We start from the raw sequence: 15,828 nt of genomic DNA on the forward strand, positions 1-15,828 counted from the left end.
GCCTCCGAATAATCAGGTTTTTTTGAACTAAATATAAATTTAAAACCATATTGTTGCAGATAAACGAACAACATCTTTTGCAAAATTAGGTTTCTGTAACTCTGTGAAAAGCTTTAATCCTTGTTCGGATAACTTCTGGTTTAAGGCAAGTGATCTAAAGTCTTGCGCTAAACTACGAGTAACAGCCTGTTCGTTTTGCTTTTCATCTGTTAGTTGATGAATGGCTTTATTGACATAAACTTGTTCATCCCTATTCACATCTAGTTTTTGCAATAATTCCAGCAAATTTTCTTTTTTTGACATTTGAAGTTTTCCTTTAGTGAGAATTTTACTCCAACAATGTACTTATTACAAATTGTCGTTATGCTAAAGTACAAATCGTTACCTTAAGTATCCGTAATTCACCCCCACTTGCAAAGGTCGTGTTTTGCGACTTTAGAATAACCACTACCCTATTCTAGTTCCCAACTATCTGAGAACTAGTTTCTCCACAGATAGAAAATTTGTTTTAGTCAAAATTGTCCAAAACTGGATAACCGTAGGTTTACCTATACTTGCTAAGATTTGATAATCAGTAATTAACGGTCGTACCTCGAATTGCTGCCGTAACAGGCGTACCCAAAAGTACACCTGTTCTTATTCCCCCCACTCGTGGAGAATTTCTGCCAGTTGTGGCAAAACCATTCGTTACACCATTTCCGCATTTGTGTAGAATATTCCATTAATTATGACGAAACAACCGTTGTTGTGTCCACACTTGTTCGCTGTCAATCTGATAGACCTCGTTATCAATTAAATTGATAACGAAAATGACGGTCTAATTTTAACTTAGATCATTATTATGCGTATATTTATGTAATATGTACCACATGCTGATTTATGTGTTATTTAGTCAAAAAAAAACGGCTTAAATGCCGTTACACTGCTTACTTGCGTATTTAAAATGTTTCCCAAAATTTTTTCCATTTTGTGTGAAATGCTATGAAATACAGTGCAAAGTTTTTCATAAGAAAAGGCGCTACATCAAGGTTTTTGAAACCTTATGCAACGCCATGAAATGCTAAATGGAGAAGAAGGGATTCGAACCCTCGCACGCTTTAACACGTCTACACCCTTAGCAAGGGCGCCTCTTCAGCCGCTTGAGTACTTCTCCATAACAATAACTAATATACCAGAATTTAGAACGGATAGCAATACCCAAAATTATTCATAAGGCCTTTATTTAAAGTAAATCAAGAGTCTTATGAGAAAAAAGAGCTAGTACGTTACATGCTCTTTATTTGTCCTCATTGCCTGTTCCTTCTCTTAGAACTACTTTAATCACATCCCCACTAATAAACGCTGAAATATGGCCATTTTGCTCTATAAGTAACTCTCCATGATTTCCAATACCACAAATATCTCCCTCAACATCTGCACTACCTGTTTTTAAAATAACATGTTTATTGTTTAAATATGAATGCTTACGATAATAGGCAAGATGTAGACCACTTTTATAGTCGGAAAAGTCACTTACAATTTCAGAAAAAATAGTTTGTACGAGCAAATTTTTATCAACATCTACTCCTAATGTTCCAACAATATGTTTTAATTCTTGTGGAACAGCAGTGGGCAAAATATTTAAACCAATACCAATAGCTACCTGAGTTACGACATTATTTGTTAAAATACCTTCTACTAATATTCCTGCAATCTTGCGATCGTTTAAGTATAAATCATTTACCCATTTAAGATCAACTTGGATACCACTAACTTTGAAAATTGCATGAGCAACCGATACAGCCACCCCCGTAGTTAATAGACCTGCATCGAATCCATTCTGAATATCAAAAACAAATGTTTGATATATACCCGCTCCTTTAGGTGAGAAAAATGAACGCCCCTTCTTTCCATAACCAGCCGTCTGTTGGTTGCTAACAACGCCAAAAGGCCTAGACACACCCGCATTGAGCATGTCTCGGCCTTTTATCATTGTTGAGTCAACCACATCAATCACTGTAATTTGTTTAGGCATACTTGATTGTGTGATTAAATTCATATTATAAAATTTGTGCGACTGTTCGCACACTCCTTTTATTCTGCTTCTTCCTTATAACTTAACGCAGCAACGTTTAATTCTTTGTCTCCCAACCCCTTAGTGAAGCTAGTTTCGTGGGAAACAATAATAACATTCCCAGGGAATTTATCAATTGCTTTTCGTAACGCATTTTTAGTTCCTTCATCTAAATGATTTGTAGGTTCATCTAAAATTAAGAAATTGCTTGGCTTCATTTCCATAATAGCCAATTTAACTTTCGTTTGTTCACCACCGGATAACTGTTTTAATGGCTTTTGTGCATTTTCAGCATTAATACCAGCAGCAGCCAACCGTGTTCGTAAAGCTTTAGGCTCCAGTTTAGGGAAACGGTCTTGCATTTCTTGTAGTGGGGTTTTCTCATCATTATCCCATTCTAAATCCTGATCAAAATAATTCACGATTGCAGATGGAGAAAATTCCGATTCACCTCCAAGTGCTGGTATAACACCCAAAACTGATTTGATTAATGTCGATTTACCAGCACCGTTGAACCCTTTGAAAACAACTTTTTGTCCCGAAGTCATTGAAAAAGTTACTGGTTCTAACACTGGTGTTACATAACCGACTGACAGTTCATTCACTGTCAATGCATTTGCAGATTGTGAATTAACATAAGGAAAATTAAACTTGGCCTGTAATGCTTCTGAAGGTGGATCAACTCGATCCATTCTTGCCAACATTTTTTCACGAGACTTAGCTTGTTTTGATGTTGAAGCACGAGCTTTGTTTTTAGCAATAAACTTTTGAGCCTTCTCAATCTCGCCTTGTTGTTTTTCATATTGACGTAATTGTTGTTCAGCACGTTCATCTTTTTGGCGCATTGCCTTTTTGAATGAGCCACGGAACTTAGTAATTTTGCCAAAAGATAAGTCAATTATTGCATTTGTTACCTTATCCAAAAAGTCAAAATCATGCGAAATAATCATCGCTGAGCCTTCAAAAGACTGTAGGAAATCTTCAAGCCATTCAATATGGGCCACATCTAAATAGTTTGTTGGTTCATCCAAGATAATAACGTCGTCATTTTCTAACAATAGCTTAGCCAAAATAACTTTTGCACGTTGACCACCCGACATTGATTCTAATTCTCTCGTCCGTCCGATAGCTTCCAAACCCAGTCCAGAAATCACACGCTCAATTTTAGTATCCACATCATAGAAACCAGCGGCATCAAGCTCTTCTTGCATACGACCGGCTCGTTCTAACAATTTCTCAGATAGGCTCTCTGCATATTCATTGTATAATTCGGTGATACGATCTTGCTTATCATACAAGTCTTGATAAGCTGTATGCAAAAAATCGACCAGCGTCATTCCTTCAGGAATTTCTGCATACTGGTCTAAGTAACCAACTTTTAAGCCTTTTTGCCATTCGATTTTACCAGAAAGAGGAAGTTCCTGACCAGTAATGATTTTGATAAGTGTTGACTTACCAGCACCATTTTGGCCGACAATTCCCATGTGTTCTCCAGCTTGTAGCTCAAACGCTGCATCTTCATATAAAGTTTTTTCTGCGTAGGCCATTGAAAGGCCTGAAATTTCTAATAATGCCATAACAATAAGTTTACCATACTTTATAGCAACATTGAGTAAGTACGTGGTATTTTTTGCGGTTCTCCTGATAAAATTGCATCACGTGTTTTTTTAATAACCTCTTTTGAGTATTTAGCGTTATCATGCAGTTCAGCAATCTCATAAACATTAATAACCGAATTAGCCAGTTCATATCCTACTTTGACATTCCCTTGTAGCATTGTTAGTAACCCTTTCCCTAACTTCAAACGGAGTCTTTCACTAGTCCAGTCTTTCATGAACTGATCGGAGTTACTCAATATCTTTTCTGAAATAGCCATCATTTCTGCTGCACCCTCAAGATCAACAAATAGCAATCCGTTGAATGCAGTATAAGCAATATCTATTAGCCGTGTTTTTTCTGTGCGTAGTTGAGTGTAAAAACCTGCACGTTTGACTGCCAAACGTCCCAATGTCAACAGGTCATATGGAGACATTCCAAAATAAAATAACGTGAAAATATCTAATTCCATTTGCCCCCACGTCTCTGCTTTTTTCAAAAAGTGAACAGCCGGTTTAACATGATTTTTAACAATATCAATGTTATATATTTCACCATTGTTTTTTTCTGTGAGTGCACCTTTTATCATCAAACCAAAATCACGTATAAACCTCGCACTAATACCCCCACGTCCTTGACGCATATCATTTGTCGCTCTGTTAATCATTTCTTCAAGTTGTTTTTTTTCATGCGATTTACCTGACTGAACACCCATTTCATGAATCATCATGTAGATATAATTATTATTGATTTCTCCACCTAAAAAGTGAAACTCATCATGACTCACACCCATATCAGTTAGTAATTTATCGAGACGATCAGCCGATATGCGAGTTTTTCCTTTTTCAAATTTTCCAATTAATGAGCGAGAAATACTTGGTTGCTCCAAATCAACTATTTTTAATCCTTTGTCTTCTCGTAGACGTTTAAATGTTGCACCGTAATCCATTTTCAATATCCTCATTCAAAAAAAGAGAATATATTCTCTTTTCGCTATTATAAGAACTTTAACATGTATGCTTAAATTATTCAATTTACCATGTAATAAGGAGAAATTAGTATGCATGTTGCTAAAAAAAACGTAGCTTTTCGCGTAATGATTATTTCCCAACTTATTAATAACTTGGGAAGCAGCTTTTTCAATATTGTCTTTCTTGTATATGCAGCGACCTTACCAAATAAAAATTGGGCAGTAACTCTAGTAGCTTTTACAGAAATACTACCGTCATTATTATCTATTGTTGCCGGTAATTTAGCTGACAAGACTAAAAATCATTTACGTGCTTGGGCTATGTCTCGTATAACACAAACTCTAATATTTTTAGCTATTACTGTAATCTTGATTTTTTTCGGTGGTCAATTTTGGAGTTTTTTGATTCTATTATTACTCGTTTTTACAAGTGATGTCATTGGTTCTTATAGTAATTTACTAATGAAACCCGTGTCACGTTTCATTCTAACGGATAGCGATATGCACGAAGCAATGAGCTTAGAACAAGCTATCGGTATTACCGTCAATCTGATTGGCGGTTTTTCTGGTGTTGCATTTCTGGGTCTCTTACATCAAAATTATGCCATTTTTAGTTTCACTAACGCTTCATTGTTTATAATCGCGTGGATAATTATGGCGCTAAATCAAAAACAATTCACAGAGGCGGAAGAAAAAATTGAATCTACATTAAATTCAACCACGAAAACATCTTTTTTATCAGATTTAAAATCAACATTTAGCTATGTCTACAAGGATCATTTATTTTTTCAAATGATATTATTAGCTACAGCTGTTAATTTTGTTGGCTCATCTTTTAATGGCATTTTTAACCTCACGTTACTACACAATAGTTCATTAATTATTGATAACTTCGGTACAACTGTGGCAATTTTTGGCGGAATAAGTTCAATTGGTATGCTAATCGGTTCTTTAATTACTAATGATTTTTTAAAAAAATTTACCACAAAGCAATTGGTTGGTATTTCTTGTGTAGGTATTGTTCTAACTGCATCTGTTCCTAATATTTATCCGAATGGTTCTTTGTGGATGCTAGTTATTTTCTTATTTTCATATATTGAAGCAAAAATCAATCCAAAATTAGGGGCTATTATAATGAATCGAATTGATGATTCCCGATTAGCCAGTGTTTCTGGTCTAATTAATACATTTGCCATGTCAACAGCCCCTATGGGTCAACTCATTTTTCTTGGAGTAGCGAATATTTATTCACCAAATATTGCTTGGATTTTCATGGGTCTATTTGCACTAGCAATTACTGTTTATACAATATTAACTCGAAAACAAGATATGGAATTAGTTGAAAAAAGTCAAAAATAAGCTATACTATAACTATTATGAAACCACGTAAACTAAACATTAAAACCATACCCGCAACTGACGTTAATCGGGCTTACCGTTTTTGGCGCGATGTATTTGACCTACCACAATCCGGCCATCAAAGTGGTCGCCACCTAGTTATAGATGGCGAAGACATCATTTTTGTTCCTGGGGCACCTACAAATAATCTTGAAATGCTAGTTCGAGATCATCAGAGCGAATTAGTAAAACATCTTCGTAATAACTTTGTCCCTATTGTCGGGGAACCGGAGGAGCGATTTGGTAATAAAATTGCTTTTTCAATACATGATTCAGAAGGTAATCTAATCGTACTAGAAGCTAATATTTGATTCCTAAACATCAAATAAAAACCTAGATAACTATTATATAGTTATCTAGGTTTTTATTTATTAAAGTGTTGTAAAATCAATAACCTTACGACCAGTAATTGAACCGGCTTTCATTTCATCAATAATATCGTTCATATCTTGGAAAGCAACAGTTTCAACGATTGGCTTCACTTTCCCTTCAGCACCAAATTGGAATGCTTCTTTCAAATCTGCTCGCGTACCAACTAGAGAGCCACGAACCTCGATACCATCAAGAACTGTTTTAGCAATGTTCAAGGCCATGTCACCTTGTGGCAAAGCAACAGCCACCAATTTACCCATTGGACGCAATACATTAACAGCTTGTGAAAACGCAGCATCATTAACAGCCGTCACTTGAGCATTATGTACACCACCAGTTAACTCATTAACTTTAGCTACAACGTCTTCTTTTTTACGGTTAACAAGAACTTCCGCACCGTTAGCCTTTGCAGCTGCCAACTTGTCATCATTACCATCAATAACAGCAACATGTGCACCAAAAACACTGTGTGCATATTGGACAGCTAGGTTACCTAACCCACCAGCACCATGAACAGATACCCATTCTCCAGGCTTAGTTTCGCCAACTTTCAAGGCCTTGTACATCGTAACGCCGGCACAAGTAATTGAAGTAGCCTCTACAGGATCTAACCCTTCAGGGACCTTGACAGCATACTGAGCATTCACAACAACTTGTTGTGACATTGCACCATCAATTGTATAACCAGAATTACGTACCTTACGACAGAAAGTTTCATTTCCTGATACACAATAATCACAAACACCACATGAATCATAGAACCAAGCGATTGACACACGGTCGCCAACTTTAAGATAAGCGTCGGCACCTTCACCTAACTTTGAAACACGTCCCACACCTTCGTGCCCAATGACACGACCAAAATCACCATTACGTTCACCAATTTTATTAGGATCACCGAAATCGCCATTTGCACAGTGCAAATCAGTGTGACATAGGCCAACATATTCAACATCGACCAATGCATCCCCAAATGCCAACGCACGTGGTTGCCAATCATCGATTAAATCGACATAACCATCATTTACGTTACGAACAACTGCTGCTTTCATTTTGAACCTCTTTCTTATATGTGAACTTATTTACAATTAATTTTAACCCTAATTAGTAGATTTGTAAAGTATAAGTTGCTATTTAATGTATAGTGTTAGTGACTCGATTCACATAAATCAACCTAAAAAAGAGCATTATTAATAAATGCTCTTTTAAAATTTATTAAACTATTAATTACGACCTAGCTTTTTAAATCCGGGAATTGTCAGCATAAAGATCAAGCTCACCATGTACATGAATGACAAGCTCAACATAACAGTAGCAACATTGTAGTTATCCATAATCCAACCGATTACGACTGATGAAAATGCCCCAATGGCACGTCCAGATCCCATCAATGTGTTAGCAGCTGTGGCTCTTATTTCTGATGGATACAGACGACTGATAACCGCTCCAAATCCACCATACATACCGTTAGAGAAAAATCCAACTAAAGCACCCAGTATAATTAATGTCCACATATTATATGCAAATGTAAAGACATAAATCATAAGCGCTGATGCAACTAAGAATATGGCAAAAGCACGTCGAGGACCAATTGTATCTAAAATCGTACCAAAAGTCAGCATACCGACTGCCATACCGATAATAATTGGTATCATACCAAGATTAACGTATCCTGCTGTAATTGTTTCTGTAATACCCAATTGCTTACGCATAATTGTTGGTAACCAGTTCATTAATCCATAATAACCAGACGTTTGTATGGTTAACATGATAATCAATACAAACGATGTGTAAGCACGCTTGGGGCTATTAGCAATCGTTGCAAAACTGAATTTCTTTTTACCAGCCTTATAATCCGATTGTAGCTGTTCAAATTCAGGTGTTTCTTTTAAATGACGGCGAACAATATATACAACGATTAATGGTAGAAAGCCTAGCATGAACAATCCACGCCATCCAAATGACGGCATAATTAATGTCGCTAAAATTGCAGCAAGTATAGCACCAACTTGACCGCCAATCGCAGTAATAGAGCTCATACGCCCGACACGGCTGGCTCTAAAACTCTCTGCAATTAATGCCATACTTACACCATACTCACCACCGGTTCCCATTCCTAACAAGAAACGGGCAGCATAAATCGTATGTGTGTTGTCTAAAAATGCAAGAATCACTGTTGCAAAAGTTACCAACATAATTGTATAAGATAAAACCTTAACACGACCAATACGATCTGCTAAAATACCAAACAAGAGGCTTCCTAATAGTGCCCCCCAATTCGACATCGCTGCGATAATACCACCTTGTGCTCCGGTAATATGTAATTCAGCAATCATAGGAGCTAATGCAAAAGATAAAAATGTTGCATCCATATGATCTAAGGTGAATCCCAGAGTTGTTGAACCAAGAACAACTTTTTGTTCACTGGTCATCTTCCCCATAGATATTGATTCCTGTTGCGCTACGTTCTCGGACTGACTAACTGTCATATAATATTTTCCTCCAAAATGTCTGCTCACTGGCAAACGTTATTTTGTCCGTTAATTATTAAACCATATATACAGTAATTAATCAATCAAACGTTTAACAATTTTTAAATTATTGTACAAAAAAAGCGCTCACGCGCGCTTTTCGTTATTACTTTTCTGAAATTGAAGCAATACCAGGTAATTCCTTACCTTCAAGATACTCAAGTGAAGCACCACCACCAGTTGAAATGTGTGTCAACTTGTCAGCAACACCCAATTGTTGTACCGCAGCAGTTGAATCACCACCACCAACGATTGTTGTACCACCATTTTCAGTAACTTTAACCAATTCTTCACCAATTGCCAAAGTACCCTTAGCAAAACTAGGCATTTCGAAGACACCCATAGGTCCGTTCCAAACAACAGTCTTTGCATCAGACAATGTGTCTTGCAACAACTTAACAGACTTAGGACCAATATCTAGACCCATGTAGCCATCAGGAATACCAGCTTCGGCATCAACAACTTCAGTCTTTGCATCGTTTGAAAATGCGTCAGCAGCAATTGAATCGATTGGCAAAACCAACTTGTCGCCAGCTTCTGCCATCAATTCCTTGGCCAATTCAACTTTATCAGATTCAAACAATGAATTACCAATCTTGTTACCCTTAGCAGCATCGAATGTATAGGCCATTCCACCACCAACGATAACCTTATCGGCCTTGTTCAGCAATGACTTTACGATTTCAATTTTATCAGAAACCTTTGCACCACCGATAATAGCAACGAAAGGACGAACTGGGTTCGCAACAGCATCACCCAAGAACTTGATTTCTTTTTCCATCAAGAAGCCAGCAGCTGCTTGTGAAACATTTGAAGCAATACCTACGTTTGAAGCGTGGGCACGGTGAGCTGTACCAAAGGCATCGTTGATGAACAAGTCATCACCCAATGATGCCCAATACTTACCTAATTCAGGATTGTTCTTTGATTCGTTTTTGACCACTTCGCCATCAACGACGTCTTCAAAACGTGTGTTTTCAACCATCAAAACTTCACCATCTTGCAAAGCGTTGATTGCTGATTCTAATTCTTCACCACGAGTTTGTGGTACGAACTTAACGTCCTTACCCAACAATTCACCCAAGCGTGCGGCAACTGGTGCTAATGACAATTCTTTCTTATCGTCTTCAGACTTAATACGTCCCAAATGAGAGAACAAAATTGCGCGACCATTGTTTTCCAAAACATACTTGATTGTTGGCAAAGCTGCCACAATACGGTTATCGTTTCCGATAACGCCTGCCTTGATAGGCACGTTGAAATCAACGCGCATCAATACTTTCTTACCTGAAAGTTCCAAATCTGAAACAGTCAATTTAGCCATGATAGCCTCCAAATTTTTATAGTTACAAGTCTATTATAAAACAAAATTTTGTCTTTGTGTTGTTCGCGTGTGAGAAACTGCACGATTAATTTCGACGATGAACCTTTTTCATAGGCAATCCCGTCATCCGTAATTTCAAATAATTTTTTTGGTCCACCAAAATCTGCGTTATTACATGTTGATTATCTTTTAAAATAACGGTTAATTGACTCCAGATATCTTTTTTTTCGTTTGATAATTCGTCAAGAATTGTTAACGTTGTTCGCTTAGGTACGTAGCTCATTTCGCTTTGCAACTGTGTAACATTATAATCATTTTCAGCATATTTACTTAACGTGTTCATCATATATTTTTCAGCACTAGCATATTTTTGACCAGCCACATAAACAAAGTTTCGTTTACCTTCAAAATAGTAATCGCTGACCACCACTTCAGGATGACCAAAATAAAAATCGGATTCTAATAACTTTCCTTCGCTAAAATATTGTTTTGCAAATAAACGTCCGTCCCGTAAATAAATATCTTTATAGTCTATTTTACCATCTGAATCCTGCCAAACAACTGCCTGTACGATTCGTTTCGAATCACCAAACCAACGTACAGTTGCTAGTTGTTGCCCACGACTAACTATACTTTTAGTCCAGTCTTTGTTAATAATCAATTGCGCCTCGTTGGGCACTGGTAATTCACCCCACCAGATGCCTTTGGTTTCATCAATCTCACTTAAATAAGACTGCGCATATATATCAAACACTCTACGAGGATTTATACCAAGTTTTTTAATGAGATGCGCTGCATCTTCATGTGGTGTAGCCAACCACAATTCATCACTATTACCGGACTTTACTTGCTCAATTTGCCAAGCAACTCCCTTTAAATTGGTTTCTGTGAGGGAATTGATAATCTCTATCTTCATATTAGCACCTCACATATCTTTTGCCATTGATCAGCGATGTTATTTGTCTGATATTCCTGTGCTTTTTGGTGAGCGCCAACAGACAGATGATCATAATTATCAAAAATTCGTCGCATTGCATCAGCAAGATTTGAAATGTTAGCACGCTCTTGCGCTTTGTCTCTGTCAAAAGCAGCTAAACACCCATTCACTCCCTCACACACAAGCTCTTGGGCACCATATAAGTTAGCATAGGTAGCTATCGGTAAAGCGTTCCCAATGGCTTCAATATACGTCAATCCGAACCCCTCAGAATAAGAGGCTGATACAAATGCATCATATTTTTGAAAATCATGAATAATGTCTTGGCTCAAACCTTTTAAATGCACACTAAATTGCAAGTCTAATTCCGCTATTGTCCTTTGTATATTTTCTTTTTCGTTTCCTGAACCGTAGATGGCTAATGTGACATCCATCCCCTCGTCGCGTAATTTTTTAACAGCTTTTATAATTTGTACTATATTTTTTTCTGGATGTAAGCGTGAGGCGGTGACGAAATGTGCAGTCCCGCCGTGCCAGCGACGTGGATTTTCTAATTTAGCTACCCCACCGACCGGTACTGCACAAATTTTATCGGCACCTCGCATGTTCATTTGAGTAAGTTGTTTTTTTATCGTCTCAGCTTGCAATTCTGTAGCTGTTACGACTAAGTCCATATCATCTAGATGATCAAACATGTATTGATAATAATTGTTCCATAAAGGGTGCCCAGCTTGATAGGTTACTAGATGTTCAGCATGAATCATATCCACAATTTTCAAAGGTAATCCAATGCGCTTTAATCGTACTAATGATTCTTCACACGCTGTCCCACGATCTAAAAAATAAATATTTTTTTGAAAAATATGTTGTATTTCTATAAAAAAGAAATCAATTAATGCTTCTTTTGTTGAAAAAACATAGTTTTTACCACGAAAATTATGTAGATGAATATTTGTAGCAATTTTTCCACGTGAACCACTGTCTCGATAGTGCCACATTATTTCATGGGTACCATTTTTTAAAATAACACGATCATCATCTATCAAGAATATTTTTTTTGCTTCAGAATAACTTTTAGAACGAAAAATGGTTTCAGTATATTGACCTGTTGTCTGGTGCACGATGGTGCGCTGAGTGTTTGTTAAATCCCACAAAGAGTTAGTGGAATATTCATTAATTTCTGTTAAACCTGTTTGGGCGTATCGATTTGGATCATCACTTAACAAAAAATCATATAATCCGATAACTTCATTTTCTGGTAAGGACCACAATTGCATATGATGGTGTAACTGTGGTAATAAGTCAGTGAAGACAAACTTAAATTCAATCTTTTTTTCACGAAAACAGTGCGCACGATAAAACTGTGCGTGTTCAACGCCGCTATTACTTTGCCCAATTGCCTTATTAACAAAAAAGTTCATAATCATCGCCTCACATTTTATCTGTTACGGATAATTATATACAAAAAAAGGAACTCTCCCAAGTTCCTTTTCATATTAATTGCCCCTGCTGGATTCGAACCAGCGCATGTCGGTACCAAAAACCGATGCCTTACCACTTGGCGAAGGGGCAATAGCTAATTTATTTTGCCGTTAGCTTTTATCGGCAATGGGAGCGGTAGGATTCGAACCTACGAACCCGAAGGAACGGAGTTACAGTCCGTCGCGTTTAGCCAGACTTCGCTACACTCCCATATCTCAAACAACTATATTATAATACCAGAAAATCAAGCTGTTGACAATACCTTTTCATAATTTTTTTAAACATTCTTCTTCATAGAATCACGAACCAACCCAAAAATCGTCCACAGAGCTACAACAACAATTAACTTGTTTAATAAATCGACATCCATACTAGTAAAGAATTTAGCCGCAACAATAACACCTAGAACACCACCTATAGCCACACCAGCGAACCCTCGCCATGATACCCGATCCATTTTGATTACATTTAAAGCCGTAGTAGGCATAATCAATGCTGCGTCTAACATCATTACAGGGAAAGCGACGGCGGGATTAACACCCATTAAAGAGAAGAATATTAGCTCTGGCGCATAATTACCCAAACCCATAGTCATCAGCACACCAATGCCAAAGTTGAAAACGATTCCCAAAATCAACCACCAGCCATGTAACCCATGCACACCCATTGAATTATTACTTCCTGGGGTAGTAATCATACGTACTACCATGATAATAACAGCAATTAATAATGCTACAGCCATCACGCGTTGTACTGTAGGTGCGTGCCATTTTTTTGTGACATGGGTCCCGATGTAAGCCCCAATCACTGCAGCTGTCGTCATAGGTAATAACGTTGTCAATTCAACTTTAACAGCCGTAATAAAAAATAGAGCTTGAAACATTACTGGTATCGCATGAACCGCGTTCAAGGTTCCCGGTAATTTGCGATCATCATCTATATAATGCGTCATCCGGAATGCCGCGGTTGTTGTCGCAAATGAACCAATACCCAGTGTGTCTCCAAAATCTGTTATAAATCCAATCAACATGCCTAAACCAAAGCGCTTAAAAATGGGTTGTCTATGGAGCAGGTAAGATCTGATAACAACTATAATCATTACAATCATCACAATAACAAGTAGTATTTGTATACTATACAGTATGAAATTTTCAGGAAACATATTTCTCTCACTTCAAAATTAATCTTTTTTATTGTATCAAAAAAAGCGCCTATTTTGCGCTTTTTTAACTGTTACATATATTTAAAAATAAGTTCACCAAATTTGTACACGTTCTTGGGGGTCAAGCCACATTTTGTCTCCTTGCTTCACGTTAAATGTCGCAAAGAAGTCATCAAAATTTTTCACTTGTATATTGACCCGTAATTTGGCAGGACCGTGAGGATCTGATGCGGCTAGTAACTTCATATATTCTGGGCGTGCCTTCATTCGCCAAATGGCAGCCCAATTTTCAAAGAATTCAGTTGCAGAAAAGTCATCATCACGTTTAGCTGCTTCTAATGCAGCTGCTAAACCACCTAAGTCTGCTACATTTTCGGAAACAGTTAAGTGACCATTGACTTTGGCACCGTATGAGTCTAAACCATCAAATTGCTCAACAATTTGATCCGTCCTTACTTTGAATGCCGCATAGTCCTTGTCTGTCCACCAATTATTCAGGCTGCCAAATTCATCAAATGAAGCGCCATTGGTATCAAATGCATGAGAAATTTCATGAGCAATCACTGCGCCGATGCCACCAAAATTGGCCGACGATGATTGTGCCAAGCTATAAAATGGTTCTTGCAAAATAGCCGCCGGAAAAACAATCTGATTTTGCTGTGGATCATAATAAGCGTTCACCAAATGAGCTGGCATGTGCCATTCGCTACGATCTACTGGTTGATGCCATTTACTCCAAGCATAAGAAATTTCTATCTTTCGAAATTTCAAAGCTGTTTCAAACAACGTTGCATCGCTAGAAACTACTTTTTTCTTCAAGCGTTCTGGTAACTTCTCTGGATAACCGATGTGCGGCACAATGGTATTTAACTTAGTAATTGCCTTCTTGCGCGTTTCTGTGTTTAGCCACTGTACCGACTGCAAGCGATTCTTATAAACATCAATCATTGAGGCAACTTTTTTTTCAACATCAGCTTTAGCTTCAGGAGAAAATTTCTCTGATGCATAATATAAGCCAATTGCTTGATTAAACGGACGTGATGCAAGATAAAAGGCTGATTTTTCTTGACTCATCGCTTCAGGCAGACCACTTAATGCTCGTTGATAAACTCCTCCCAAGATACGAATTTCGTCCGATAGATAAGCTGTAAATTGATTCACCAATGTCACAAGCAGATATGCTTTTAATAACGGCCATGCTTCTTCTGAATAAAATTGATCAGCCGCTTGCCAAAAACGTTCTTCTGGAACCACAACCATATCTGGTCTCTGACCAATCAATTCATTTAAAATATCGTTTAAGGGTAACACCGGCGATAATTGGACAAACTTTTCCCACTTATATGGGTGGTATAGTTTTGCATACTCGTGCCCTTCTTCTTGACTCAATACCACGGTCGCAATCCGTGCATCAAATGCAAGATATTTGTCAATCAAATCATTAGTTTCACTTTCTGAAAAGCCAAACTTTGGCAACAAAGCCTCTTGTTCTTCACGAAACTTAGCAAGCAATACTTTTGCCTGTGGATGATCTTTAGCATAGTATGTTGTGTCTGGCAAAAGAATATCCAAACCACCCGCCCACAAAACGTTGGTACGTGCGTCCTTGAAATCAGGTTCCACACCAAATGGAAACGCATTTGGTAATCCTGCTTTTTCTAAATCAGCGATGTGTGAAGTAAAGTCAGCAAAAGACGAAAAGGATTTGTATTGCTTCAAAAATGGTCGTATTGGAGACGAACCAAGCTCGTCACGTGTTGCAAAATCAGATGCCAATCGATGATATTTAACAAAATTATTCAAAATAGCATCATCAGGCAAATCTTGCCCTTTTTGCCAATCAGATGTCGTTTTCAGTAACCACTGCTCAATTTCATCGGCTAAATCACTAAATCCACCAGTTCGAGGTTTATCAGATGGAATTACCGCTGTTTTTTCCCATTCTCCATTTACTGCCTCATAAAAATCATCTTGGATTCGAACCATTAAATCACTCCTTCTCA

General features: G+C 37.5%; 13 protein-coding genes and 3 tRNA genes. 2 read left to right on the forward strand and 14 right to left on the reverse strand.

Annotation, left to right across the window (positions count from 1 at the left end; genetic code table 11):
* Positions 1–39: 39 nt before the first annotated feature.
* The 5 genes from JNUCC76_RS10200 to JNUCC76_RS10220 all read right to left on the reverse strand — a co-directional run bounded on the left by JNUCC76_RS10200 (position 40) and on the right by JNUCC76_RS10220 (position 4,598).
* On the reverse strand, positions 40–303 hold the full coding sequence (locus JNUCC76_RS10200) for a hypothetical protein (protein WP_454154568.1): 264 nt from the start codon (positions 301–303) through the stop codon (positions 40–42).
* Between the two features lie 762 nt (positions 304–1,065).
* Positions 1,066–1,153, reverse strand: a tRNA-Ser gene (locus JNUCC76_RS10205).
* A gap of 123 nt (positions 1,154–1,276) precedes the next feature.
* Positions 1,277–2,038, reverse strand: coding sequence for a biotin--[acetyl-CoA-carboxylase] ligase (locus JNUCC76_RS10210; RefSeq protein WP_454154570.1), 762 nt, complete (start codon positions 2,036–2,038; stop codon positions 1,277–1,279).
* Between the two features lie 35 nt (positions 2,039–2,073).
* The gene (locus JNUCC76_RS10215) at positions 2,074–3,630 is read right to left on the reverse strand and encodes an ABC-F family ATP-binding cassette domain-containing protein (protein ID WP_454154572.1); all 1,557 of its coding nucleotides are present in this window, start codon (positions 3,628–3,630) and stop codon (positions 2,074–2,076) included.
* A gap of 20 nt (positions 3,631–3,650) precedes the next feature.
* Positions 3,651–4,598 carry a helix-turn-helix domain-containing protein gene (locus JNUCC76_RS10220; protein WP_454154574.1) on the reverse strand — a complete coding sequence of 316 codons (948 nt, stop codon included), beginning with the start codon at positions 4,596–4,598 and terminating at the stop codon, positions 3,651–3,653.
* Positions 4,599–4,709: 111 nt separating this feature from the next.
* Between JNUCC76_RS10220 and JNUCC76_RS10225 the strand changes: the two genes are divergently transcribed.
* Together JNUCC76_RS10225 and JNUCC76_RS10230 are read left to right on the forward strand one after the other, a co-directional pair.
* The gene (locus JNUCC76_RS10225; protein ID WP_454154576.1) at positions 4,710–5,978 is read left to right on the forward strand and encodes an MFS transporter; all 1,269 of its coding nucleotides are present in this window, start codon (positions 4,710–4,712) and stop codon (positions 5,976–5,978) included.
* A 17-nt stretch (positions 5,979–5,995) separates the two neighbouring features.
* Complete coding sequence (locus tag JNUCC76_RS10230) at positions 5,996–6,328, forward strand: VOC family protein (RefSeq protein WP_454154578.1); 333 nt, start codon at positions 5,996–5,998, stop codon at positions 6,326–6,328.
* A 60-nt stretch (positions 6,329–6,388) separates the two neighbouring features.
* Here the strand turns inward: JNUCC76_RS10230 and adhP are convergent, their stop codons facing one another.
* The 9 genes from adhP to JNUCC76_RS10275 all read right to left on the reverse strand — a co-directional run bounded on the left by adhP (position 6,389) and on the right by JNUCC76_RS10275 (position 15,811).
* Positions 6,389–7,441 (reverse strand): alcohol dehydrogenase AdhP, encoded by a 1,053-nt coding sequence (gene adhP, locus JNUCC76_RS10235; protein WP_454154579.1) that lies wholly within the window; start codon positions 7,439–7,441, stop codon positions 6,389–6,391.
* A gap of 171 nt (positions 7,442–7,612) precedes the next feature.
* Entirely contained in the window at positions 7,613–8,878 is a 1,266-nt protein-coding gene (locus JNUCC76_RS10240; RefSeq protein ID WP_454154581.1) for an MFS transporter, read from the reverse strand.
* Between the two features lie 148 nt (positions 8,879–9,026).
* On the reverse strand, positions 9,027–10,244 hold the full coding sequence (locus JNUCC76_RS10245; RefSeq protein WP_454154583.1) for a phosphoglycerate kinase: 1,218 nt from the start codon (positions 10,242–10,244) through the stop codon (positions 9,027–9,029).
* An 85-nt stretch (positions 10,245–10,329) separates the two neighbouring features.
* Positions 10,330–11,160: a glycosyltransferase gene (locus JNUCC76_RS10250; protein WP_454154585.1), complete on the reverse strand. Its 831-nt coding sequence runs from the start codon at positions 11,158–11,160 to the stop codon at positions 10,330–10,332.
* Positions 11,157–12,602, reverse strand: a complete 1,446-nt coding sequence (locus JNUCC76_RS10255) for a glycosyltransferase (RefSeq protein ID WP_454154587.1) — start codon at positions 12,600–12,602, stop codon at positions 11,157–11,159. The genes JNUCC76_RS10250 and JNUCC76_RS10255 overlap by 4 nt, the downstream gene beginning before the upstream one ends.
* 79 nt (positions 12,603–12,681) lie before the next feature.
* Positions 12,682–12,753: transfer RNA gene (locus JNUCC76_RS10260), tRNA-Gln, on the reverse strand.
* A 37-nt stretch (positions 12,754–12,790) separates the two neighbouring features.
* A tRNA-Tyr gene (locus tag JNUCC76_RS10265) sits at positions 12,791–12,873 on the reverse strand.
* Between the two features lie 67 nt (positions 12,874–12,940).
* Entirely contained in the window at positions 12,941–13,825 is an 885-nt protein-coding gene (locus JNUCC76_RS10270; protein WP_454154589.1) for a TSUP family transporter, read from the reverse strand.
* A 93-nt stretch (positions 13,826–13,918) separates the two neighbouring features.
* Positions 13,919–15,811: a M13-type metalloendopeptidase gene (locus JNUCC76_RS10275; protein WP_454154591.1), complete on the reverse strand. Its 1,893-nt coding sequence runs from the start codon at positions 15,809–15,811 to the stop codon at positions 13,919–13,921.
* Positions 15,812–15,828 lie beyond the last annotated feature (17 nt).

This window comes from Leuconostoc sp. JNUCC 76 (genome assembly GCF_053667755.1).

What these genes read in the sequence shown, in the direction of transcription:
- JNUCC76_RS10245 (WP_454154583.1), bottom strand. Translation starts at nt 10,244, where the DNA reads ATGGCTAAATTGACTGTTTCAGATTTGGAACTTTCAGGTAAGAAAGTA.
- adhP (WP_454154579.1), bottom strand. Translation starts at nt 7,441, where the DNA reads ATGAAAGCAGCAGTTGTTCGTAACGTAAATGATGGTTATGTCGATTTA.
- JNUCC76_RS10255 (WP_454154587.1), bottom strand. Translation starts at nt 12,602, where the DNA reads ATGAACTTTTTTGTTAATAAGGCAATTGGGCAAAGTAATAGCGGCGTT.
- JNUCC76_RS10225 (WP_454154576.1), top strand. Translation starts at nt 4,710, where the DNA reads ATGCATGTTGCTAAAAAAAACGTAGCTTTTCGCGTAATGATTATTTCC.
- JNUCC76_RS10230 (WP_454154578.1), top strand. Translation starts at nt 5,996, where the DNA reads ATGAAACCACGTAAACTAAACATTAAAACCATACCCGCAACTGACGTT.
- JNUCC76_RS10250 (WP_454154585.1), bottom strand. Translation starts at nt 11,160, where the DNA reads ATGAAGATAGAGATTATCAATTCCCTCACAGAAACCAATTTAAAGGGA.
- JNUCC76_RS10215 (WP_454154572.1), bottom strand. Translation starts at nt 3,630, where the DNA reads ATGGCATTATTAGAAATTTCAGGCCTTTCAATGGCCTACGCAGAAAAA.
- JNUCC76_RS10275 (WP_454154591.1), bottom strand. Translation starts at nt 15,811, where the DNA reads ATGGTTCGAATCCAAGATGATTTTTATGAGGCAGTAAATGGAGAATGG.
- JNUCC76_RS10220 (WP_454154574.1), bottom strand. Translation starts at nt 4,598, where the DNA reads ATGGATTACGGTGCAACATTTAAACGTCTACGAGAAGACAAAGGATTA.
- JNUCC76_RS10210 (WP_454154570.1), bottom strand. Translation starts at nt 2,038, where the DNA reads ATGAATTTAATCACACAATCAAGTATGCCTAAACAAATTACAGTGATT.
- JNUCC76_RS10200 (WP_454154568.1), bottom strand. Translation starts at nt 303, where the DNA reads ATGTCAAAAAAAGAAAATTTGCTGGAATTATTGCAAAAACTAGATGTG.
- JNUCC76_RS10270 (WP_454154589.1), bottom strand. Translation starts at nt 13,825, where the DNA reads ATGTTTCCTGAAAATTTCATACTGTATAGTATACAAATACTACTTGTT.
- JNUCC76_RS10240 (WP_454154581.1), bottom strand. Translation starts at nt 8,878, where the DNA reads ATGACAGTTAGTCAGTCCGAGAACGTAGCGCAACAGGAATCAATATCT.